Annotated in this window: 22 protein-coding genes; all 22 read right to left on the bottom strand. The window is 45.8% G+C overall.

Annotation, left to right across the window (positions count from 1 at the left end):
* Positions 1-213: 213 nt before the first annotated feature.
* Positions 214-705: a chemotaxis protein CheW gene (locus tag L2729_RS07570; RefSeq protein ID WP_101092194.1), complete on the bottom strand. Its 492-nt coding sequence runs from the start codon at positions 703-705 to the stop codon at positions 214-216.
* Positions 706-890: 185 nt separating this feature from the next.
* The gene (locus L2729_RS07565) at positions 891-1,769 is read right to left on the bottom strand and encodes a chemotaxis protein CheW (protein WP_248987723.1); all 879 of its coding nucleotides are present in this window, start codon (positions 1,767-1,769) and stop codon (positions 891-893) included.
* Positions 1,753-2,544: a ParA family protein gene (locus L2729_RS07560; protein WP_248987722.1), complete on the bottom strand. Its 792-nt coding sequence runs from the start codon at positions 2,542-2,544 to the stop codon at positions 1,753-1,755. The genes L2729_RS07565 and L2729_RS07560 overlap by 17 nt, the downstream gene beginning before the upstream one ends.
* 64 nt (positions 2,545-2,608) lie before the next feature.
* Complete coding sequence (locus L2729_RS07555; RefSeq protein ID WP_248987721.1) at positions 2,609-3,313, bottom strand: hypothetical protein; 705 nt, start codon at positions 3,311-3,313, stop codon at positions 2,609-2,611.
* Entirely contained in the window at positions 3,306-4,448 is a 1,143-nt protein-coding gene (locus L2729_RS07550) for a protein-glutamate methylesterase/protein-glutamine glutaminase (RefSeq protein WP_248987720.1), read from the bottom strand. Before L2729_RS07550 ends, L2729_RS07555 begins: the two co-directional genes overlap by 8 nt.
* 93 nt (positions 4,449-4,541) lie before the next feature.
* On the bottom strand, positions 4,542-6,728 hold the full coding sequence (locus L2729_RS07545) for a chemotaxis protein CheA (protein WP_248987719.1): 2,187 nt from the start codon (positions 6,726-6,728) through the stop codon (positions 4,542-4,544).
* Positions 6,729-6,741: 13 nt separating this feature from the next.
* On the bottom strand, positions 6,742-7,479 hold the full coding sequence (locus L2729_RS07540) for a protein phosphatase CheZ (RefSeq protein ID WP_101092200.1): 738 nt from the start codon (positions 7,477-7,479) through the stop codon (positions 6,742-6,744).
* Positions 7,480-7,492: 13 nt separating this feature from the next.
* A complete protein-coding gene (gene cheY / locus L2729_RS07535) occupies positions 7,493-7,876 on the bottom strand; it encodes a chemotaxis response regulator CheY (RefSeq protein WP_101092201.1) in 384 nt (127 codons plus the stop codon).
* 40 nt (positions 7,877-7,916) lie between these two features.
* Positions 7,917-8,636 carry an RNA polymerase sigma factor FliA gene (locus L2729_RS07530; protein ID WP_101092202.1) on the bottom strand — a complete coding sequence of 240 codons (720 nt, stop codon included), beginning with the start codon at positions 8,634-8,636 and terminating at the stop codon, positions 7,917-7,919.
* Positions 8,629-9,510 carry a MinD/ParA family protein gene (locus tag L2729_RS07525; protein ID WP_101092310.1) on the bottom strand — a complete coding sequence of 294 codons (882 nt, stop codon included), beginning with the start codon at positions 9,508-9,510 and terminating at the stop codon, positions 8,629-8,631. The genes L2729_RS07530 and L2729_RS07525 overlap by 8 nt, the downstream gene beginning before the upstream one ends.
* A gap of 4 nt (positions 9,511-9,514) precedes the next feature.
* Positions 9,515-10,915 (bottom strand): flagellar biosynthesis GTPase FlhF, encoded by a 1,401-nt coding sequence (flhF, locus tag L2729_RS07520; RefSeq protein ID WP_248987718.1) that lies wholly within the window; start codon positions 10,913-10,915, stop codon positions 9,515-9,517.
* Positions 10,916-10,926: 11 nt separating this feature from the next.
* Entirely contained in the window at positions 10,927-13,026 is a 2,100-nt protein-coding gene (flhA, locus tag L2729_RS07515; protein ID WP_102038492.1) for a flagellar biosynthesis protein FlhA, read from the bottom strand.
* 225 nt (positions 13,027-13,251) lie between these two features.
* Entirely contained in the window at positions 13,252-14,385 is a 1,134-nt protein-coding gene (gene flhB, locus L2729_RS07510; RefSeq protein ID WP_248987717.1) for a flagellar biosynthesis protein FlhB, read from the bottom strand.
* A gap of 105 nt (positions 14,386-14,490) precedes the next feature.
* The gene (fliR, locus tag L2729_RS07505; RefSeq protein ID WP_102038494.1) at positions 14,491-15,291 is read right to left on the bottom strand and encodes a flagellar biosynthetic protein FliR; all 801 of its coding nucleotides are present in this window, start codon (positions 15,289-15,291) and stop codon (positions 14,491-14,493) included.
* Positions 15,292-15,358: 67 nt separating this feature from the next.
* Positions 15,359-15,628, bottom strand: a complete 270-nt coding sequence (locus L2729_RS07500; RefSeq protein WP_101092207.1) for a flagellar biosynthetic protein FliQ — start codon at positions 15,626-15,628, stop codon at positions 15,359-15,361.
* Positions 15,629-15,724: 96 nt separating this feature from the next.
* Positions 15,725-16,459, bottom strand: coding sequence for a flagellar type III secretion system pore protein FliP (gene fliP / locus L2729_RS07495; protein ID WP_428848233.1), 735 nt, complete (start codon positions 16,457-16,459; stop codon positions 15,725-15,727).
* Positions 16,460-16,470: 11 nt separating this feature from the next.
* Positions 16,471-16,845: a flagellar biosynthetic protein FliO gene (fliO, locus tag L2729_RS07490; protein WP_101092209.1), complete on the bottom strand. Its 375-nt coding sequence runs from the start codon at positions 16,843-16,845 to the stop codon at positions 16,471-16,473.
* 12 nt (positions 16,846-16,857) lie between these two features.
* Positions 16,858-17,238, bottom strand: a complete 381-nt coding sequence (gene fliN, locus L2729_RS07485; RefSeq protein WP_101092210.1) for a flagellar motor switch protein FliN — start codon at positions 17,236-17,238, stop codon at positions 16,858-16,860.
* Positions 17,239-17,250: 12 nt separating this feature from the next.
* Entirely contained in the window at positions 17,251-18,279 is a 1,029-nt protein-coding gene (fliM, locus tag L2729_RS07480; RefSeq protein WP_101092211.1) for a flagellar motor switch protein FliM, read from the bottom strand.
* Between the two features lie 53 nt (positions 18,280-18,332).
* Positions 18,333-18,848, bottom strand: a complete 516-nt coding sequence (fliL, locus tag L2729_RS07475; RefSeq protein ID WP_248987715.1) for a flagellar basal body-associated protein FliL — start codon at positions 18,846-18,848, stop codon at positions 18,333-18,335.
* 149 nt (positions 18,849-18,997) lie between these two features.
* Positions 18,998-20,554, bottom strand: a complete 1,557-nt coding sequence (locus L2729_RS07470) for a flagellar hook-length control protein FliK (RefSeq protein WP_248987714.1) — start codon at positions 20,552-20,554, stop codon at positions 18,998-19,000.
* A gap of 151 nt (positions 20,555-20,705) precedes the next feature.
* The gene (fliJ, locus tag L2729_RS07465) at positions 20,706-21,152 is read right to left on the bottom strand and encodes a flagellar export protein FliJ (protein ID WP_102038497.1); all 447 of its coding nucleotides are present in this window, start codon (positions 21,150-21,152) and stop codon (positions 20,706-20,708) included.
* Positions 21,153-21,158 lie beyond the last annotated feature (6 nt).

Raw genomic sequence — 21,158 nt, 5'->3', positions numbered from 1 at the left:
GAAATCGACAAAAAAACTATCTCAACTCGAACCATCTCAGCACTATCCGGATTTTAACCGGCTCTAAACCGGCTCTCAAGTCTCAGCTCGAACCGGATTTTATTTGGCTCTTTACCAGCTCTAAACCGGCACTTTACCAGCTCTAAACCTGCTCTTAACCGATTTTCACCGTCTCAGCTCGAACCGGCTTTAAAGCCTCTGCTCGAACCGGCTTTAAATCTCTGTCAATTCCATCCACTCTTCATCTGACAGTAACTTATCTAAGTCAACTAAGATTAATAGCTCGTTCTCACGATTACTCACGCCTTGGATGAACTTAGTACTCTCTTCAGTACCCACATTCGGTGCATTATCAATCTCTGAACGGCGAAGATAAACAACTTCTGCAACGCTATCGACCAAAATGCCAATAACTTGCTTTTCAGCTTCGATAATCACAATACGAGTAGCATCATTAACGTCTGCCGAGGCAAGACCAAAACGTGACCGCGTATCAATAACTGTCACTACATTACCACGTAGATTAATGATCCCGAGTACATAGAGCGGTGCACCTGGAACGGGAGCAATGTCGGTATAACGCAGCACTTCTTGTACCTGCATTACATTGATGCCATAAGTTTCGTTATCTAACTTAAAAGTCACCCATTGTAATACTGCATCGTCATTACTGCCTGCTACAGCTGCACTATTTGAACTTTTCATAATCGCCTCAATCAATAGCACTATGACTATCTATTTAAATTTCAGAATAAGCATATCTTTCTATGCACTTCAAACCAATCAATTTAATATCGAAATATTACCGACCTAACCCTTTTATCGGCCTTTGGTCGTATTTCTAAACTGGCATTTTAAAATAATGCCAGCCTACTGTATTTATCTTCAAACTAGCCTTGGCTGCCAAGGCCTGAATCTAGCATCGCAACCAAAGCTTCTACATTTAAAATGCCGCACATTTGCTCTTTTACCACGCCCGCAAGCCAAGGTCTTTTCCCTGCTTGGCTGCGCCAATTAACTTGAGACTTATGAATTTTCACGGTATTGACCAGTGATTCACACGTTAAGCCCCAGTTGCTGTCTTGCAGTACCACAATGTATTTATAGGCAACATTTTGCGCTAACGTTTGATCATACTTTTCAGGCATCACCCAAGCACAAGTATCCACTATATTAAGCTGCGCTTCTCGATGTTGCTGTACGCCTAAATACCAACGAGGTCGGCCCATCAAATGATTAATACGTTCAATATTTACGATGCCGCCTAAACTCACTAGCGGTACCGCTAATGTCAGCCCGGCAACTTTAAAAAATAGCACCTGGAACTCATCATCTAATTGCTCAATCAAGTCTGTAGTGATACTTGCCGCTGGTGACGACGCTGCAGCATGCTTAACTTGCTTGAGATCATTGCTTTCTGCTAATGGGTTGAGGGCCGTTTGTTCAGGTAACGCAGGCTTTTGCGGTTGAAGCATTGTTGCTTGAGCTGGATTTGCGATTGTATCTTGATGACTAAACTCAAGCTCTGGTTCAAATTCAGGTTTTGGTTCTATCTTGAGTGCTAATGCCGACACTGGTGCTAATAGCTGAGCTAGCGCTTGCTGATTGATACGTGCTTCAACCTCTACAGGAGCAAATTCTTGACTCAGCGCCGCCGTGTCACTTTGTCGCAGCCGACTTGGCTCTGTGGCTGCGTTATCAACCGTTGGAGCATCATTTAGCAGTAAATCGAAATAATCACATACTGCGTCATCAACCAATTTTGACATGGGAAAAATCCTTCGCGAGCAAATAATCAAGTAATCGCTCGTAAGCTTTAACGCCGCGGCTGCGCGGTGCATAATGTGAAGCAGGTAAATGGCTCAAGCTTGCATCTCTAAATTTAGTGTCTACGGGAATAACATCATCCCAAAGGTTGTCATGGTAATCTTGATTCAATTGCAGCAACGCTGCGGTACTTGCGCGGGTGCGTTTATCAAACATGGTTGGCACGATGGAATAGCTATATTGGACTTTTTTAGACCGCCCCATAAGGATCATGGTTTTCACCATGCGATCGAGCCCTTTAATCGCCAGATATTCGGTTTGCACAGGTACGATAATATGCTGACTGGCCGCTAAAGCATTCACCATCAACACCCCTAATACTGGCGGACAGTCGATTAATACCACATCGTATTGATCATCTAATAGCGCTAACGCCTTAGTTAAAATCAGTCCCATGCCCTCTTGATGACCCAAACTCCTATCTAAGGTCGCTAATGCCATCGTTGACGGAATTAAGTCGAGGCCAGGGACATTGGTTGGCACAATATAATTGCCAATATTTTGTTTGCTTAAGCTTTTATTCGCTAGGAAAAGATCGTATAAGGAACAAGGGATCTCCTCACTATCGATTCCCAAATAGTAACCTAAAGAAGCATGCGGATCGGTATCGACCATCAATACGCGCTTACCTCTTTTGGTAAATACGCCAGCTAAACTAGCAACAGTCGTTGTTTTACCAACGCCGCCTTTCTGGTTTGCTATGGTCCAAATTTTCAAAATGATCCTTATGATGGGTTGGCCATCGCCTTGAGAGGTACTTTAACTCGCACTTAACCGACTGTTACTCTTCTAGCGCTCGAGTTGTGATCCTGATCCCACCATGAGGGAGACTTATCAGTTTCACCCCATCTTCATTGATAGTTACCCGCTTGGCTTTTACAGGAGGAGTCAGTTGCGGAGCATCGAGTATCACCTCAGCACCTTTTCTATTGGCGTCTATTGTCGCTAACGGCAGGCTTGTCCCCTTAATATCAGCAGCGGCTGGATCTTTGGTCATATTTGTCGCTAACCTGTCGCTATCACTCGCTCGTTCACCGATAGTATTAGCGGTCACCTTTTGGATCATTTGTTCAGCAATATTCACAGCGCCGAGTTGTGCTGTTGCTGTGTTGATCGTGATAGCGTCAGTATCTGGCTCAACACTTTCTAAACGAGCTACACTCTCAGTACGACCATCACCTAGCGGCATGGTCGTTATCTCTCCCTTGCGGGCTCGCTCAGCATATGACTGCACAAAAGTGGGATTATTCGCCATCCATTGAGCCATAACATCGGCTTGTTCATCTGGCACCATAAACAAAATTTGACTGTTTTTTAACTCTGCAACTTCGCCAACGAGCAACTGATGTTTATATCTGAGTTCCAAATAAAGCGAACCCAAGGTAAATACAGCAATACTGAGTAAAAAAATCAGCAACAATGACACTGTATTAACCGCGCCTTTGATGCTTTTGTTACCCACTAAATGCTGTAATTGACTAGCCATGGAACGTCTCTCTGAGTATCGATTCCGCCATTTGGTCGATGCTAATAGACTTTGTTGAGATACCGCTATTCGTCACAGCCTGAGGCATGCCGTAAACCACACAACTTGCTTCATCTTGCGCCCAGATATTGGCACCCGCCGTTTTCAGCATGCGTGCCCCTTCTCGCCCATCTGCGCCCATGCCCGTTAATACCACTGCTAGCACATCGCCGCCAAAGACCTTAGACGCTGAGGCGAAGGTTATATCGACACTAGGCTTGTAATTCATCTCAGGCTTACCGGCCAGCACTTTAATACGGCCAAAACTGCCACCACGTTCAAGCATCATCTGCATGCCGCCTGGCGCCAAATAGGCACAACCTGCTCGCAGTTGATCGCCGTTTTGAGCTTCTTTGACCTCGATCTTACATAGACTATTAAGGCGAGTTGCAAAAGTCGGTGTAAACGCCGCCGGCATATGTTGAATAAGGATGATCGGGTACGGATAGTTTGCCGGCAGTTGGATTAACACTTTTTGAAGTGCTACTGGTCCGCCAGTTGAGGTGCCGATAAGCAAGGCTTTGTATTTCTTGCCACTTGCACGCGCAACGACCGTTGGACGGCTACTCGCCCGTTCAGCCACCACTGCAGATGGAGTACTCGCTGTAACTCCTGTGCGCGTAGGCGCTAGCGGTTGCACCGTGCTAGTGCGTGTTCTTGTAGTAACCGTTTGTGGCCTCACTGCGGGTCTGAATAAACGACGACGCCCTAAGGTTTTAATTCGATGCTGTAATAATGCAATTGCATCATCTTTATTGGTTGCGATGTCTTCAAAACGCTTGGGGAGAAAGTCGAGAGCTCCGGCTTCAAGTGCATCTAATGTCGCTTTAGCGCCGTCGTGAGTTAATGATGAAAACATCAAAATGGGGACTGGCCGATTAGCCATAATCTGCTTAACCGCAGTGATCCCATCCATGACTGGCATCTCAATATCCATTGTGATCACATGTGGATTAAGCTCGGCAGCGAGTTTAACGGCTTCTGCGCCATTGACTGCGGTACCCACGACTTCAAGCTCTGGATCCTGACTGACTATCTCACTAACACGTCGTCGAAAAAAACTCGAATCGTCGACAACTAGTACTTTAATGCCCATTTAAATTCCTATAACGCATGGGGTTACTGCTTTGCCACTATACAAAAAGGAATAAGTGAAAGTAGACTTTCTGCTTATTCCTTTATTGAAACGCTAGCTTTTATTGCGAGCGTAGTGCTTTAGTAGTCCTGGAACGTCCAAAATCAGCGCGATACCACCGTCGGAGGTTATTGTTGCCCCCGCCATTCCCGGCGTACCATGTAACAAGGTGCCCAGTGGTTTAATGACCACCTCTTCTTGTCCTATTAATCCATCAACTACAAATCCTATTTGCATAGTACCCAACTGCACTATCACCACGTGTCCATGTTGTTTGTCACCATGGGTCAACGTTGAGCGACTGCTCGCGAGCCAATGCTCTAAATAAAACAGCGGTACTGCTTTATTACGCACGATGACCGTTAGTTGGCCATCAACCACATTAGTTTTAGTAAGATCCAAGTGGAATATTTCACTCACGCTAGATAGCGGTAATGCAAATACTTGTTCGGCAACTTCGACCATAAGCGTAGGCATAATGGCCAGGGTAAGCGGCACTTTAATCTCTAAACGTGTCCCTTTACCTTTAAGCGAATCGATATAAACCGTGCCGTTCAATTGGGTAATACGGGTTTTAACAACGTCCATACCAACGCCACGACCGGATATGTCCGAGACTTCTACTTTGGTAGAGAAACCAGGGGCAAAAATCAGATTATAAGCTTCTTCGTCAGTCATTCGCGCAGCGGCATCGGCATCAAGCACACCGCGGCTAATGGCGATATCTTTAAGCTTTTGCGGATCCATTCCCGCGCCATCATCCTCAATTTTCAGTAGGATATGGTCGCCTTCTTGGCTAGCAGATAGCGTAATAGTGCCTGATCGAGGCTTACCGCTTGCTTCACGTTCATCTGGCATTTCAATGCCATGATCAACGGAGTTTCTGACCAAATGCACTAACGGATCAGCTAACGCTTCCACTAAATTCTTATCAAGGTCGGTGTCTTCACCCACCATAATAAGATCAATTTCTTTATTAAGGGTTCGGGCTAAGTCTCTGACCACACGAGGAAAACGACCAAAGACTTTCTTAATCGGTTGCATGCGCGTTTTCATTACCGCACCTTGCAAGTCAGCGGTAACCAAATCTAGGTTTGCCAGTGCCTTCGACATCTCTTCGTCATCACGGGAGACTCCAAGGCTCAACAAGCGATTACGGACCAGTACTAACTCACCGACCATGTTCATGATCTGATCAAGTCTTGAAGTATCGACGCGTACCGTCGTTTCCGCTTGCGGGGTATTATTAGCCGCAGGCTTAGCTTTGGCTTGAACCACGGGTTTTGTTTCAGGTTTGCTTAGCGGCTTTGGTGCCGGAGCGACCACTGTTGCTTGCTGTGACGTGGTAATGGCTTGCACTACGGTCGCAGAACTTGCTTGCGATGCTTGAGTGACTTCAGTAACGACTGTCGCCGCGCCTGGACTACTGCCAGCACCATGAAGTTCATCAAGTAAGCGTTCAAACTCATCGTCGCTAATTTCATCAGAATCCACAACGTGCGCGGGCTCTGCTACAACGGCTGGCGCTGCGGGGGCTTTAAACTGACCCGAGCCATGTAATTCATCGAGTAGCGATTCAAACTCGTCGTCGGTAATGTCGCTAGAACTTGCGCTCGCCACATTAACGCTAGCAGCCACGGTATTCGCGCTAGGGCTATTACCATTGCCATGCAAAGCATCGAGTAAAGCTTCGAACTCAGCGTCGTTGATGTCGTCAATACTGCCGCCAGTAGCAATGTCTACAGCTGCTATCGGGGTAACAGGAGCAACAACCGTTTCGATAATCGTTGCTTCTTCAACACCTGCACTTGTTTGATCCGCTTGAGCATCCGCTAACTCTGAAGGCAACAACTGCCCTGCACTGAGCGTTTTAAGCTGCGATAACAAGTTCGGATCCGCTGGAGACTGAGGCTGAGCCGCCTGAGTTTCAGCAAACATAGTATTGATGGCATCGACGGCTTGTAAAATAACATCCATTAAATTAGCGCTGACTTGTCGCTTGCCAGTACGTAATAGGTCGAAGGTATTTTCAGCTTCATGGCAAACATCTACCATTGGAGTCAAACTGAGGAAACCCGCACCACCTTTTACCGTGTGGAACCCTCTAAAAATGGCATTGAGCAGATCGGTATCGTCAGGGTTATTTTCTAACGTGACCAGTTGTTCTTGTAGAAGCTCTAGAATCTCACCGGCTTCGATCAAAAAGTCCTGCAGTATCTCTTCATCAACATCAAAGGACATTCTTTTGACTCCTTTAAAAACCTAAGCTCGAAAGCAGATCGTCAACTTCATCTTGACCCGTCACAACATCCTGACGTTTTTCTGCATTCATAATAGGACCTTCAGCTTCAACATCGAGCAAGGGTGTACTTTCTGCAATTGACGCAGGTTGCTCACCAAAGACGGTTAACATAGAAACCAAGCTACTTTCCACTTCTCTGACGAGTTCAATTACCCGACGGATCATTTGGCCAGTGAGGTCTTGGAAGTCTTGTGCTAGTAATATTTGATTAAGCAGTTCTCTGACTCGACTTGCGTCCGATTCACTTCTATCGACAAATTGTTGAATATCATGGCACAGAGCTTTAAATTCATTTAATGGCAGTTCACGGCGCATGAGTTTGTCCCAAGCCGGTTTCACTGCCTGAATATTATCACTTAGTGCATTTGCTAAAGGTAAACACTCTTCAACCGCATCCATGGTCTTATTAGCCGCTTGCTCTGTCATCTCGATGACATAAGTCAAACGCTCTTTGGCATCCGGTATTTCGGTATTCGCTAGCTCTACCAAGCGGTTGTCCACTTGAAAGTCTACGATAGCACTGTGAAGTTGGCGCGTTAAACGACCCACTTCATCGAAGAGTTCTTTTTGAATCGGCGAAGCTATTTCCCTCACCAATTCATCGGCTTGTGCTTGCTCGCCATCACGAAGTAACGCGACGAGACTCTCAGCTTGCTCGAGAGTAATGAGCCCTGAAGTATATTGCTGCATTGCTCATCCTTGCTTAACCTAAGCGCTCAAAAATCTTCTCTAATTTTTCTTTTAGCGTTGCTGCAGTAAAGGGTTTAACAACATACCCATTTACCCCAGCTTGCGCGGCTGCAATAATCTGCTCGCGTTTAGCTTCCGCCGTCACCATCAGTACTGGAAGGTGCTTTAAGTTATCATCGGCACGAATCGCCTTTAATAAGTCAATACCTTGCATTCCTGGCATGTTCCAGTCAGTGACGACAAAATCGAAATCACCCTTCTGTAACATAGGTAAGGCTGTCGAACCGTCATCTGCTTCTTGGGTATTATTAAATCCCAAGTCTCGCAACAAGTTCTTGATGATACGTCTCATTGTTGAAAAATCATCAACAACAAGAATCTTCATATTCTTGTTCAAGGTTTCCTCCGCGGAGCTTATTTTTTATGTTCGTTTATTGTTATGTTTGCGTCCAGTGCTTGAGTTTACCTTTGAGTCTTAGCATCGCCTGACTATGGATCTGGCTAACTCTAGACTCACTGACCTCAAGAATGGCCCCAATCTCTTTTAAATTTAATGCTTCATCGTAATACAATGACAATACCAGCGCATCTCGTTCTGGTAATAGCTTTATCCCCGCCACTAATGCTGAATGAAATTCAACTTTAGCTAACGACTCATAGGCTACATCATCTTGGTTATCGTCGTGGTTAACCACATCAACGGCAACGCCTAAATCTTCTATCCCGACCACTTTACCCACAGACACATCATTCAAAATTCTGTAGTAATCTTCGAGCGGCATTTCTAGTCGCTCGGCGATTTCGGGATCACGTGCATCACGCCCAAGCTCTTGGCCTAATTCATCAATCACTTGTGCAACGCGACGTTGATTACGATGTACCGATCTGGGTACCCAATCACCGCGTCTTATTTCATCTAACATAGAGCCACGAATTCTGATCCCGGCAAAGGTTTCAAATTTCGCGCCTTTACTACCATCAAACTTCGATGAAGCCTCTAACAGCCCCATCATACCCGCTTGCAGCAAATCATCTAACTGCACCGACGCCGGTAAGCGCGCCAATAAGTGATGGGCAATTCTTTTTACTAGCGGTGCATACTGTTCAACGATAGAGGTCTTATTATCAAAACGAGTATACGCGGCCGCTTTATTCACCAGACTTATCCTCTTGATAATCAGGACGTTGCACCAATCGCTCGACAAAGAACTCTAAGTGTCCGCCTGGTTGAGAAGGTATAGGCCAGCTCAATATTTTGTTCGCTAATCCGTGATAAGCAATCGCTGCTGGAGACTTAGGAAACATCTCCACAATCAACTTTTGCTTTCTAACCGATTTACGTAAATTCTCATCGAAAGGTACGGTCGCAACTAGCTCAAGGGCAACATCCAGAAATCTGTCTGTTACTTTACTTAACTTGGCGAATAGCTCCATCCCTTCTCGCAAACTCCGCACCATATTGGCGACAATTTTGAAACGGAACACACCGTGTTCGCGGCTCAATATTTTAATCAATGCATAGGCATCGGTAATCGACGTTGGTTCATCACACACCACAATTAACACATCTTGTGATGCACGAGAAAAACTCAACACCATGTCGGAAATACCTGCTGCGGTATCCACAATTAAGATGTCAAACTGGGTTTTCATCTCACTAAATGCACGAATTAAACCCGCATGCTGTGCCTGAGTCAGTTCGACCATAGATTGGGTGCCAGAAGTCGCTGGAATGATCCCAATGCCCTTTGGTCCTCTTAAGATGACATCATCTAATTCGGCATCTCCAGACAAAACATGAGATAAATTTTTATCTGCGCGCAAACCTAGCATCACATCGACGTTAGCTAGACCCAAATCCGCGTCCAAAACCACGACACGTTTGCCCTTTTCTGCTAACGCGACAGCCGTGTTAATTGACACGCTGGTTTTACCAACGCCACCTTTACCACCTGATACGGCGATAACTTTTACTTTTGCATTGTTTGGCTGATTCATCATACGTAAACCGCTTGCTTGATCGGGAGTCATGTTTTTACTCGAATGCATGGGTCATCTCTTGTGACCGTTCACTATTATGTAATGGTTCTAATTGTTCGTTATCTAACACCGCTAATGCTCGATTGGCTAAAGCTAATGTGTCAGCCACTTGCATATCTTCTGGAACGCGTTGTCCATCAGTCACATAACTCAAAGGTAACCCACTTTGGATCAATACACTTAGCGCTGGCGCTAATGACACTGATTCATCTAACTTCGTCAGTACCGCGCCGGAAAGCGGGATACGGGTAAATTGTTTTACAGCGTCTTCTAATACGCGACGCTGACCTGTGGCAGACATTACCAGATAACTACGAATAGGTATTCTGCTATTTGCAGTTAAATTATCGAGTTGCTGGAAGAGTCGCAGATCTCGCTGCCCCATGCCTGCCGTATCAATCAAAACCAACTTACGATTTCTAAACTGATACAGAATCTGTTCTAACTCATTAGAATCATGAGCCTGCTTAACTGGACAGCCCATTATTTTGCCATAGGTTGCCAATTGCTCAAAGGCACCAATGCGATAATGGTCAGTGGTTATCAATCCAACTTGATCTGAGCCATGATGTGCAGCGAATCTGGCCGCCAATTTGGCAATCGTCGTCGTTTTACCCACACCGGTTGGGCCAACAAATGCCACAACACCACCTTGGCGCACAATATCGTCACCTTGGTTGTCGAGCAAATTCGCTAAACTACGCGGTAAAGAGGCCACTAATTCTGCTGGACTGTAATGCTCACTCAAACTTGACAATTTTTTGGCGATTGCTGGCGAAAACTCAGCTTCGAGCAATTTGCTCTCTAACATCGCGCCAACGGGATCAATTCGTTTCTTTTGCTCAGACATTAAGGCGCTAACTTGATGAGTCAATAAGCTACGAATTGACGCTAACTCCTCTTTCATCACGTCCATTTCTGCACTGTTATTTTGCTTTTGAGGACTAAAACTGTCTGGCGCCCTATTCGGCGTAAACTCTGCCTTAAGCGGTTGCTTAGTTTGCGGAACTTGGGCTTGTAACCCTTTAGCCCATTGCGGCATATCAAGCTCTTCGCTGCGTGTTGCCGATGTTTGCTGGCTCATGCGGCTTTGCTGACGCTCAAGCAAGGCTTGCAGTGAATCAGGGGCCAGCGCTGGCTTAATGCGCGTTTCCGTCTTTATATTCGCCCGCGAACCTAAGGTCACTTTCTCATCGCTAAGGTCGGTAAACGCTGCAGGAGACGGCGCTGCTGCAGGGATCTGTGGTTTTGGATCGTCATAATCCACTGCCGCGACAATTTCAATGCCGCCAGTCACTTTCTTATTCGACATGATCACAGCGTCTGAACCCAAAGTTTCTTTCACTTGAGCTAGGGCCGAGCGCATATCTTTTGCAAAAAATCTTTTAATCTTCAATTACTCGCCCTCTACTGCCCAACAGCGGATACGATGCGTATCTGTTTTTCATCAGGTACCTCTTGGTAAGAGATCACCCTCAGGTTTGGAATCGTATGCTTAACAAATCTTGATAACGTTGAACGTAGCATGCCAGATGTTAATAATATTGCCGGCTGACCCACCATTTCTTGGCGCTGTGTGGCATCAACCAATGACTTCTGCATACGCTCTGCAAGGCTAGGTTCAATATTAGGACCGTCGCCTCCCGTTGCTTGCATAGACTGATGCAACATTTGTTCCAACTCTGGCGCCAAAGTAATGACAGGGATTTCCAATTCTGGTCCGCTTATCTCTTGTACGATCATTCTCTTTAACGCAATTCGCACAGCGGCAGTGAGCACTTCGGTATCCGCGCTCTTAGGCCCATACTCTAACAATGTTTGTACGATGGTCTTCATGTCTCTAATAGACACACCTTCGTTTAGTAAGTTTTGCATCACCTTAACCACGGTTCCCAGAGGCATTACATCAGGAATAAAGCCATCAACCAACTTAGGTGCGTTTTTAGCCAACATATCCAGTAGTTGCTGAACCTCTTCATAACCCAATAACTTAGAAGCATTATTGGTAAGCAGCTGGCTGATGTGAGTGGCCACTACCGTGGCAGCGTCTACGACGGTATAGCCTAGGGTCTGTGCATGCTCTCTAAGCTCTGGTGCAATCCATACGGCTTCTAAACCAAAGGCTGGATCTGTGGTTTCAATACCATCAAGCTTGCCAAAAACTTGTCCTGGGTTAATCGCTAGCTCGCAATCATGACGAATTTCGCCTTCACCTGATGAAACCCCCATTAATGAGATCCGATACGCGTTAGGCGACAGGTCTAAATTGTCACGAATATGTACCGCAGGCACAAGGAAACCTAACTCTTGCGACAACTTTTTACGCACGCCTTTAATTCTGCCGAGTAGCTCGCCGCCCTGACCTTTGTCTACCAGCGGGATCAAACGATAACCGACCTCAAGACCAATGGTGTCAACATGTTGAACATCATCCCAGCTGAGTTCTTTAGGTTGGGTATCACGCTTTTCAACGGGGCCAGTTTTCGCCAACTCCAATGCTCGCTCGCGATCAGTCTCTTTCTTTTTCTTAATTAAGTAAGCAGAGCCACCAGCAACAACAGCCAGCGATATAAACACCAAGTGCGGCATGCCCGGCACGATGCCCATTACAAACATAACGGCTGCGGCAATGGCAAGTGCTTTGGGGCTGTCAAACATCTGGCTCATCATCATTTCGCCCATATCGCCCGATTCATTTTGGCGAGTCACCATTAAGGCGGCGGCGATTGACAATAAAAGACCCGGGATCTGAGCGACGAGACCATCACCAATGGTGAGCAGCGTATAAATTTCGATAGCATCGGAAAAACTAAGCCCGTGCTGCGCCATACCGATGACAAAACCGCCAAGAATATTAATCACTAAAATCATTATTCCTGCAATCGCATCACCTTTTACAAATTTTGACGCACCGTCCATCGCACCATAGAAATCGGCTTCACGGGTCACTTCTGCACGTCTGACACGGGCTTCCTCTTGGCTTAACAGCCCGGCATTGAGGTCAGCATCAATGGCCATCTGCTTACCCGGCATGGCATCTAGCGTAAAGCGAGCACTAACTTCAGAGATACGGCCAGCACCTTTGGTCACTACCGCGAAGTTGATGATAATTAGAATTAAAAACACCACTAGACCCACGGCATAGTTACCGCCAATCACCACAGAGCCAAAGGCTTCAATGACTTTACCTGCGGCATCACCCCCATTGTGGCCTTCAAGTAATACCACTCGGGTAGAGGCAACGTTAAGTGCGAGTCGAAGTAAGGTTGCGATCAGCAGGACTGTCGGGAATGCGGCAAAATCAAGTGGACGGTCACTATAAATAGCAACAAGCAACACCACTAAGGCAAGTGCAATGTTAAACGCAAACAGAATATCCAGCAGAAAAGCAGGCATGGGTAAAGTGATCATAGCCAATGCGGCTAAAACCAATATAGGGGTACCCAATCCTTTAAAATGTGCGGGCTTTAATTGCTTTAATTGCCCTAGTCTTGCCTTAAGTTCCATTCACCCTGAGTCCAATCTTTGACGCTTGTTAGCTGTATTGCAAAAATAATACCAACACTAATAACATTGCAAAAATAATACCAACACTAATAACCAACAAGATCAATCTGCTCACACCATAGAGCGGCGCACACTATAACCTGAAACGAATAACCAAAGAATGGACAAGCAAACAACTGACTGTTTTTCATCCAATTTATAGCTTAGAAATGTGAGTTATGGCCGCTAGTGCTTCAACTCATCGGGAATAGGCTGTTTTGTGGGGACGGCATTAGGGCGACGCCCTTTACCTTTTTGGAATTGCCGGAGCTGAAATACATACGCAAGCACCTGAGCAACAGCGGTAAATAGACCTTCCGGCACCTCTTGGTCTATTTTAGTCGTATGGTAGATAGCACGCGCTAATGGTGGTGCTGTGACAATAGCAACATTATGCTCTCGGGCTATTTCGCGGATCTTAAATGCCACTTCATCGACCCCTTTAGCCACTACAAAAGGGGCTGTCGATTTAGTCGCATCATATTTAACCGCAACCGCGTAATGTTCGGGGTTAACCACAATAACATCGGCATTGGGCACTTCGCCCATCATACGGCGCTGAGCCATCTCTTGTTGTAATTGGCGAATACGTCCCTTAACTTCCGGTTTACCTTCGGTATCTTTATATTCGTCTTTCACTTCTTGCTTGGTCATCTTCAGCTCTTTGCTGTGATTCCAAATTTGGTAGGGAACATCAATGGCAACAATTAAGAATGTTGATGCGCACAGTAAGATGAAAATCCATGAGACGAGATCAAGCGCGTGATAAATATTGCCGGGCAAGTGATCTTGCGACAGCATCAAAATATCATTCAGATAAATATTAAGGACTAAATAAGCCGTTATTGCCACAACGGAGAACTTCGCGATACCTTTAGTCAACTCCACCACTGCTTGCACACCGAACATGCGCTTTAAGCCTTTAGCAGGATTCATTTTACTGGATTTTGGCATGCACGCTTTAGCAGAGAAAGACATGCCACCAAGTGCGATGTTGCCCACGAAAGCTATCAGGGCGAGGAATGCAATAAAACCCAACAACGGCGACGCTAACTCGTTACCGACCATGCTCCAGATATTCATCATTTGCCGCGTGTCAAAAATCTCTTCGCGGGTCATGACAAACAAGTTAGTCATAATGTTGTGCATCGCCTTGGCAATGCTCGGCCCAGTCATCACTAATCCCACCGCAGCCGCAATAAGCACTGCAGAGGTGCCTAAATCTTTGGAGCGTGCAACCTGCCCTTTGTCTTTGGCCTGTTGCAACTTCCTGGCGGTTGCTTCCTCTGTTTTTTCTTGGCTGCTGTCATTCTCAGCCATTGTGACTGACCAGAGTGTTATCTTTGAAGCTACAAGGCTTCAAAGTGCAAGGTTGCCAGCCATTAAGGCTTAATCTCTGTATAAGTCCCGCTATTAATGTCGCCATTAATTGATTGTGCCTTCTGAATTACACTGCAGCTCTAGTACATTACACAGCAAAATCTGCGTTTCACGCCAAACCTCATCAAAGTGAGCCATGATAGGCGTCAATGTAAGCCATAGAATAAACAGGCCGCTTACCATGGTGACCGGGAAACCAATAGAAAAAATGTTTAATTGCGGTGATGCACGGGTCATGACACCAAATGAGAGGTTGATGGTGAGCAGTGCGACAATAGCCGACAGCGACATCGTGAGCGCCGCGCCAAACATGTAACCGACAAATTCAGTGAACAGGCGATAACTGGCTAAGCTGAGGCCGTTCATCGACACTGGAATGGAGTCAAAACTGGCAACAACCATTTTAATTAAGACTAGGTGCCCATCTACGGCCAGAAATATCAGAGTGGTCAGCAGCAGGAAGAAGTTAGCCACTACGGGGGTCTGCTGACCTGAGCTGGGATCGATCATCGAAGCAAAACCCAAACTGGTTTGCATACCGATGATTTGCCCTGTTAACACAAAGGTCTGCATCAACAACAAAGAGCCAAAGCCCATTGATACACCAATAATGATCTGCTGGAAGGTAACAAAAACTGCACTTAATGAAAACAGTTCAATGTTTGGCATCGGAGGTAAAACAGGCACAACGGCAGCGGTAACGGCCAGTGACAGCATTAATCTCACTCGCGAGGGCGTGGTATTGGCGCCGAATACAGCCATCACCATAAACATACTGGATATGCGTGTTAGCGGCCACATGTAACCGGCAATTCCGCCCATAATAGTATCGAGTAAAATATCCATCGCTACAACACCACGCCTAAATGCCTATTAGGCATCGGAATAACATGTTGTCGTAGAGTTAGCATGATTAGCCTATGACCTGCGGGATCATATTCACCATCTGCAAAAAAAACTCCATCATGGTTTGCACCAGTAAATGGCCCATGAACATCAAGCCAAATAACGTCGTCAGTAGACGAGGTAAGAAACTCAATGTTTGTTCGTTAATAGAGGTAGCAGCCTGAAAAACGGCAACAACCAAACCCACAATCAATCCTGGCACAATAATCATCGATACCATGGTAACAATCACGGTAAGGGCTTCTCGAAAAATATCAATCAGGGCTTCTGGAGTCATAAGCTACCTTCAATAAACAAGCGAGAAACTATGGCTGCTAATGCTTCATGGCAGATATCTACAATATTAATGAGCGCCTCTGGAGTCATAGCCTACCTATAATCCGAAACTATTCGCTAACGTACCCATGACTAAGCTCCAGCCATCAACCAATACGAACAGCATGATCTTAAATGGCAAAGAGACAATCATCGGCGACAACATCATCATACCCATGGCCATCAAAATACTGGCCACCACCAAATCTAATACCAAGAATGGCACGAATAACATAAAACCAATTTGAAATGCGGTCTTAAGTTCACTGGTGATAAAGGCGGGAATGATCACGCTCATTGGCGCATCTTCAGGCTCATTAATGTTTTGATAGCCCGAAATTTCAATAAAGGTATCTAAATCAGTTAAGCGAACCTGCGCTAACATAAAGTCTTTCAACGGCCCCTTACCGGTATTGAACGCTTGTTCGATTGGCATTCCCTGTTCAATATAGGGCAATACTGCTTGGTCATAAATCTTATCAAATACCGGCGACATAATAAAAAATGTCATAAACATACTGATGCCGATTAAAATTTGGTTAGACGGTGCCTGCTGTAAACCAATCGCTTGTCGCAAAATAGATAAGACGACGATAATACGCGTGAATGAGGTCAACATAATGACCGCTGCAGGAATAAAGCTTAGTGCTGTCATCAACAGCAAAATCTGCATCGTCACCGAATATTGGGTCGAGCCATCGGCCCCTGTCGACACTGTTACCGCAGGTAAGATCCCCGTTGCGGCAAGGGCCGTCGGTGAGAGCAAAGACAGCGCCAGCCCAACAAACAACATACTCCATTTTATCATTGTGACGACTTCACTTGACGTAATCGATCCGCAAAAGAAACTTTAGGCTGCTCAACTGGCGTGGTGAGTTTATCGACCAAATTGACTTGATGTGGTGTGACGCCGAGCAGATATTGCTGGCCATCGACTTCAACTAACACCAGTTTTTCTTTTTGGCCCAGTGGCGTAACGGCGATGGTTTTTAGCACCCCTTGGTTACTAGGCACTAGATTCAGTCGCTTCACCATATAAGCTAAGGCAAAAATCAGCAATAAAACAACAATTAGGCCTCCCACCATACTGGCAAGCGTAGCAACACTTGAGGGTGCAGCCGACTTCTCAGCTGTAGCGGCAACGCTAGCAAGACTTGCTAATACCATCTGAAAACTCATTACTCATCCTTTCTATTTAAGCTTTTTGATCCGCTCAGTTTGGCTAATAACGTCGGTTAAACGAATACCAAACTTGTCATTGACCACAACCACCTCACCGTGGGCGATTAACGTACCATTGACCATGACATCTAATGGCTCGCCAGCAATACGGTCTAATTCAACCACCGAGCCTTGGTTTAACTGCAGTAAATTACGAATATTGATAAAACTGCGACCGACTTCCATCGAAATAGTCACCGGAATGTCCATTATCGCATCGAGTTTTGACGCTTCCTCTTGACTGAAATGAGCAGCATCGCTACTAAACTCATCAAGTTCAACTGCTTGTGCTTCTTCAATTGCTTGCTCAGCCATTGCTGCAGCCCAATCATCACCTGTATCTGTACTCATCGACGTATCACCTTATATCTCAGAACGTTCGCGTGGCTTACCTTTATGCGTAACCAACTGCAACTCTGTCTTAGCCGTTTCCGGTCTAGGAATTTTTTCGCAAATCTTTAATGCAAGATTCTCTTTTGTTTTCCCCATCTTACAACGATAAGTGGGAAGGTCTTCAACTTTTAAAACAATATATTCAGGCAGTTCAACGGGAATAACATCGCCCGCTTTGAACTCGAGCACTTCACGCAGGGTCAGTTGATGTTCCACCACGGTGGCATCAATACCCACATCTACGTCCATGATCTCATCTCGTAGCGCCTGAGACCAACGCATGTCGGTATCTTGAGTATCACTTTGCACACCTGCATCGAGTAACTCTCGGATCGGCTCAATCATGGAATACGGCATAGTGATATGAAAATCTCCGCCGCCGCCATCCACTTCGATATGGAATGAACTCACCACCACGACCTCAGTCGGGCTGACGATGTTCGCCATCGCGGGGTTAACTTCAGAGTCGAGATAATCAAACTCAACATCCATTACTGGCGCCCACGCTTCTTTATAATCTTCAAAAATGATCTTTAGCAGCAATTGAACAATGCGGCGCTCAGTTGGGGTAAATTCTCGACCTTCTATTTTGGCGTGGAATCGTCCATCACCTCCAAAAAAGTTATCAACCAAGATAAACACCAATCTCGCTTCCATGGTGATCAGCGCCGTGCCTTTTAATGGACTAAAGCGCACCATGTTTAAACTGGTCGGTACAAAAAGGGTATGAACGTACTCACCAAACTTGAGCATTTGCACACCATTGATCGACACTTCTGCCGCTCGGCGCATCATGTTAAACATGCTAATGCGCAAGTGGCGAGCAAAGCGCTCGTTAACAATCTCAAGCGTTGGCATTCGGCCACGCACAATACGGTCTTGGGAAGAGAAATCATAAGAACGGGCATCAAGCTCGTCGTCCTGAATCATGTCCTCTTCAACGTCATCTACACCGTGTAGTAGCGCATCAATTTCGTCTTGGCTTAATAAATCACTCACGATATTGCCTTTGCTTATATTAAAACGTTTGGTTTACAAAAAGCCGTGCACACTTACTGCATCACAAAGCCGGTAAATAATACTTTTTCAACCACTTTACGACCAATAATGGGCTGCAAGGTGTTTTGCACATTGAGCAGGGCTAACAAACGCATCTCATCTTTGCCTGCTTGGGTACTGAGTTTTTGCACATCCGCACCACTAAATGTGGTCAGTAGTGCATCTTCAATCAGTGGAATGTGCTTTTTAATCAATACATCATCGTCCTTGCCGCGCACCATCAACTGCACTTTGATTTCAACAAGTCGCGTGCGGCCGTTACCTGGCAAGTTAAATAGGAACGGTCGTGGCATAGCAGCGTAAAAGGCTTCTCCTTGATTTGCAGTCTCTTCTGCTGCGGTAGGTTGACCCTCCGAGTTCTGTTCAGCATCACCACCGCTCAATAACATCCATAACGTCGCAGCGATAACAATGAAAAGTGCAACTGCAATACCACCAAACAATATTAACTTTTTCTTACTTTTGGGCTCGTCATTAACCTCGAGCTCTAATGATTGTTCTTCTGCCATCTGCTTTCCCTAACTCGAGCATCTATGCTCTGCTTAACTGGTTATTGAGTCACATATTAAGCCAAATGACTTATCGTGCTTTATACCCGTTCTATTTCAAGCAGCTCTGAAACATGCACTTTGAAGTAGAACGGCTATAGGGTACCTGCTTATGCATAATAATCTATACCTGATGCGGCACTAGAAGCTAGATTTGTGCCACCAACTCGATCTTCTGCTGAAATTTCGTCCATTTCAGGGTGACTTTGGCCTTGGCTGTCTCTATCACCCTGGAAAGCTTGTTCATTGCCACCGTTACCTTGAGATACCTGACCATCGGTCAATTGCATACCTTGTTCAGCCAGCATTTCCCGTAATCTTGGCATTGCTTGCTCAACTAAATCACGTGTTTGATGTTGTGAGACTTGAAACTGTACTTGGGTGGTATCACCTTGCACCTGAATGCGTACAATCATGCTGCCAAGCTCCGCCGGATCTAAGCGAATTTCAGCGTGTTGAACACCTTGACTCACCATGGTGATTAATTGCTGCTTCATTACCGGCGAGAATCGCTGGATCATCTCCTGCATCTGTGTGGCTTGGTCCGCATACTGTTTAAGTGAAAGTTGTATTTGTTGCGGCTCAACACGGGTTAAACTTTGCTGTATTTGTAAATTATGTGCTTGTAATCCTGCGGCGGTTTTAATCTCTTCAGTCGATAACGTTGCACTGCCACTGGCGAGATTGGCCTCTAGCCCCATCTGAATAGGCGTTAACCTCACGGAAAGCTCGGCGCCTTTTAACTGCTCTGTCGCGGCTGTCATATTGTTAACATCGCCCAGCGCAGATTTTGCGCTCACCCCTTTTTCTATCTCAGCTCGTTGCGTTGCGCCCAGCTCTGTACCTGCTTGCATCGCCGCTTCTTTACCTAAAATATCACGACTATCGGCTTTACTTGTTGGGTTTGTCAGTTCATTACCCGTTTGAACGCCATTGGCGAGTTTTGCTCCATCAACACCGCCATTCAGCGCTGCTGACGTTGGAGCTGTTGATCCGTCGTTAATCGCTTGGGCTCTCGCGGCATCAGCTGACGTTGCTGCCAGAGAAGGAGCTGTAATAGCATATTGAGTTAATAGCTCACCATCAACATCCAGTATTTGGCTCTGTGCTAATAAAGCGTTGAGTTCTTGTGCTGGCATATTGCGAAGTGCAGCTTCAGAAATACCACTTTGAAAGCTTAACGCTTGCAATATTTCATCAGACATTTCATCGGACATGTCATCGGACATGTCAGTGCTCGTATCGGCAGGTAAATCCCCCTCTTTAACGACCTTTTCTTGCGCTATCTGCATATCATCGACTAACGGCAAGGTTTCGCCGTCAGCGGCAATCATCGATTGACTCTCTGCATCGCTTGGGAAGTTATTGGCAAGATTAATTTGTGCTAGCACTTGGCTAACGTCATCGCTAACCTCAGCATCTTCAGCCTTACCGTTTTGCACTGCTACCGTACTGTTTTGAGTGGTAGCATTTGCTGATGAAGTGTCAGTGTTACTTTGCTCATTTTTGTACTTTGTATTTGACGCCGGATCCGTTTGACTGGCTTTTTCTAAGGCTGCTGAGAAATTGTCGCCATCGACATTAAGTTCAGGCTGACTGTTAGGGCTCACCTTTTTTGCGGCAGCGGCATCAGCGCTACTGAGTAATATATTGGTCATCTGCTGCATAACTTCTCCGTCAGCGTTGCCTTAACAAGCACAAAATGTCTATCTTATTCTGCTATGAGTCTGGTATTAGGCGTCAAAATATCGGCTTGATATATGGCTTTCATTACCATACATAGCAATTATAATGCCAACAAAAGTGACAGAGGAAAAACTATCGGCGGGATTTTCGGTAAAACTGTTGCGATGCAAACTCGTCTACCATTTTTTGTTCTCTACGTTGCTCTGCAAGTTGTGCTGCATCGGCTTTTTTAGCCAGCAATAACTCTACCGCCTTACGTTTTTGTTGTTTCTCTTGCCAATAGCTTTGACGGTGTTGTTGCTGAGTGAGTGCTTCTTGCACCGTGTTAACTTGCTGCACAATGGCGTTATCAATTTGGCGCACAAACTGGTGGAACTGATGGTAATAGCTCGCGCTAATTTGTTTTCCTTGCTGCTGCTCCATCTGTTTCATGTAATCTAAACGATAGTCCTGCAGCGCCTTTAATTGCGTTTGCCTACGCTGCAGCTCTAACTGAGCGGTACGCAGTTGTAGCGATGCTTGCTCTTCCGCATCCTTAGTGAGCTTGAGTACGGTAAGAAGTGGATCGACTTTAGCCATTTTAGT

Source organism: Shewanella gelidimarina (genome assembly GCF_023283945.1).
GTDB lineage: Bacteria > Pseudomonadota > Gammaproteobacteria > Enterobacterales > Shewanellaceae > Shewanella > Shewanella gelidimarina.
Note: the sequence above shows the minus strand (reverse complement) of the source record. Positions and strands in the feature narration are given on the sequence as shown.

Coding starts and splice junctions, on each gene's coding strand:
- L2729_RS07570 (WP_101092194.1), bottom strand. CDS start 705: ATGAAAAGTTCAAATAGTGCAGCTGTAGCAGGCAGTAATGACGATGCA.
- L2729_RS07565 (WP_248987723.1), bottom strand. CDS start 1,769: ATGTCAAAATTGGTTGATGACGCAGTATGTGATTATTTCGATTTACTG.
- L2729_RS07555 (WP_248987721.1), bottom strand. CDS start 3,313: ATGGCTAGTCAATTACAGCATTTAGTGGGTAACAAAAGCATCAAAGGC.
- L2729_RS07550 (WP_248987720.1), bottom strand. CDS start 4,448: ATGGGCATTAAAGTACTAGTTGTCGACGATTCGAGTTTTTTTCGACGA.
- L2729_RS07545 (WP_248987719.1), bottom strand. CDS start 6,728: ATGTCCTTTGATGTTGATGAAGAGATACTGCAGGACTTTTTGATCGAA.
- L2729_RS07540 (WP_101092200.1), bottom strand. CDS start 7,479: ATGCAGCAATATACTTCAGGGCTCATTACTCTCGAGCAAGCTGAGAGT.
- L2729_RS07525 (WP_101092310.1), bottom strand. CDS start 9,510: ATGACTCCCGATCAAGCAAGCGGTTTACGTATGATGAATCAGCCAAAC.
- flhA (WP_102038492.1), bottom strand. CDS start 13,026: ATGGAACTTAAGGCAAGACTAGGGCAATTAAAGCAATTAAAGCCCGCA.
- flhB (WP_248987717.1), bottom strand. CDS start 14,385: ATGGCTGAGAATGACAGCAGCCAAGAAAAAACAGAGGAAGCAACCGCC.
- fliR (WP_102038494.1), bottom strand. CDS start 15,291: ATGGATATTTTACTCGATACTATTATGGGCGGAATTGCCGGTTACATG.
- L2729_RS07500 (WP_101092207.1), bottom strand. CDS start 15,628: ATGACTCCAGAAGCCCTGATTGATATTTTTCGAGAAGCCCTTACCGTG.
- fliP (WP_428848233.1), bottom strand. CDS start 16,459: ATGTTGTTTGTTGGGCTGGCGCTGTCTTTGCTCTCACCGACGGCCCTT.
- fliO (WP_101092209.1), bottom strand. CDS start 16,845: ATGAGTTTTCAGATGGTATTAGCAAGTCTTGCTAGCGTTGCCGCTACA.
- fliN (WP_101092210.1), bottom strand. CDS start 17,238: ATGAGTACAGATACAGGTGATGATTGGGCTGCAGCAATGGCTGAGCAA.
- fliL (WP_248987715.1), bottom strand. CDS start 18,848: ATGGCAGAAGAACAATCATTAGAGCTCGAGGTTAATGACGAGCCCAAA.
- L2729_RS07470 (WP_248987714.1), bottom strand. CDS start 20,554: ATGCAGCAGATGACCAATATATTACTCAGTAGCGCTGATGCCGCTGCC.
- fliJ (WP_102038497.1), bottom strand. CDS start 21,152: ATGGCTAAAGTCGATCCACTTCTTACCGTACTCAAGCTCACTAAGGAT.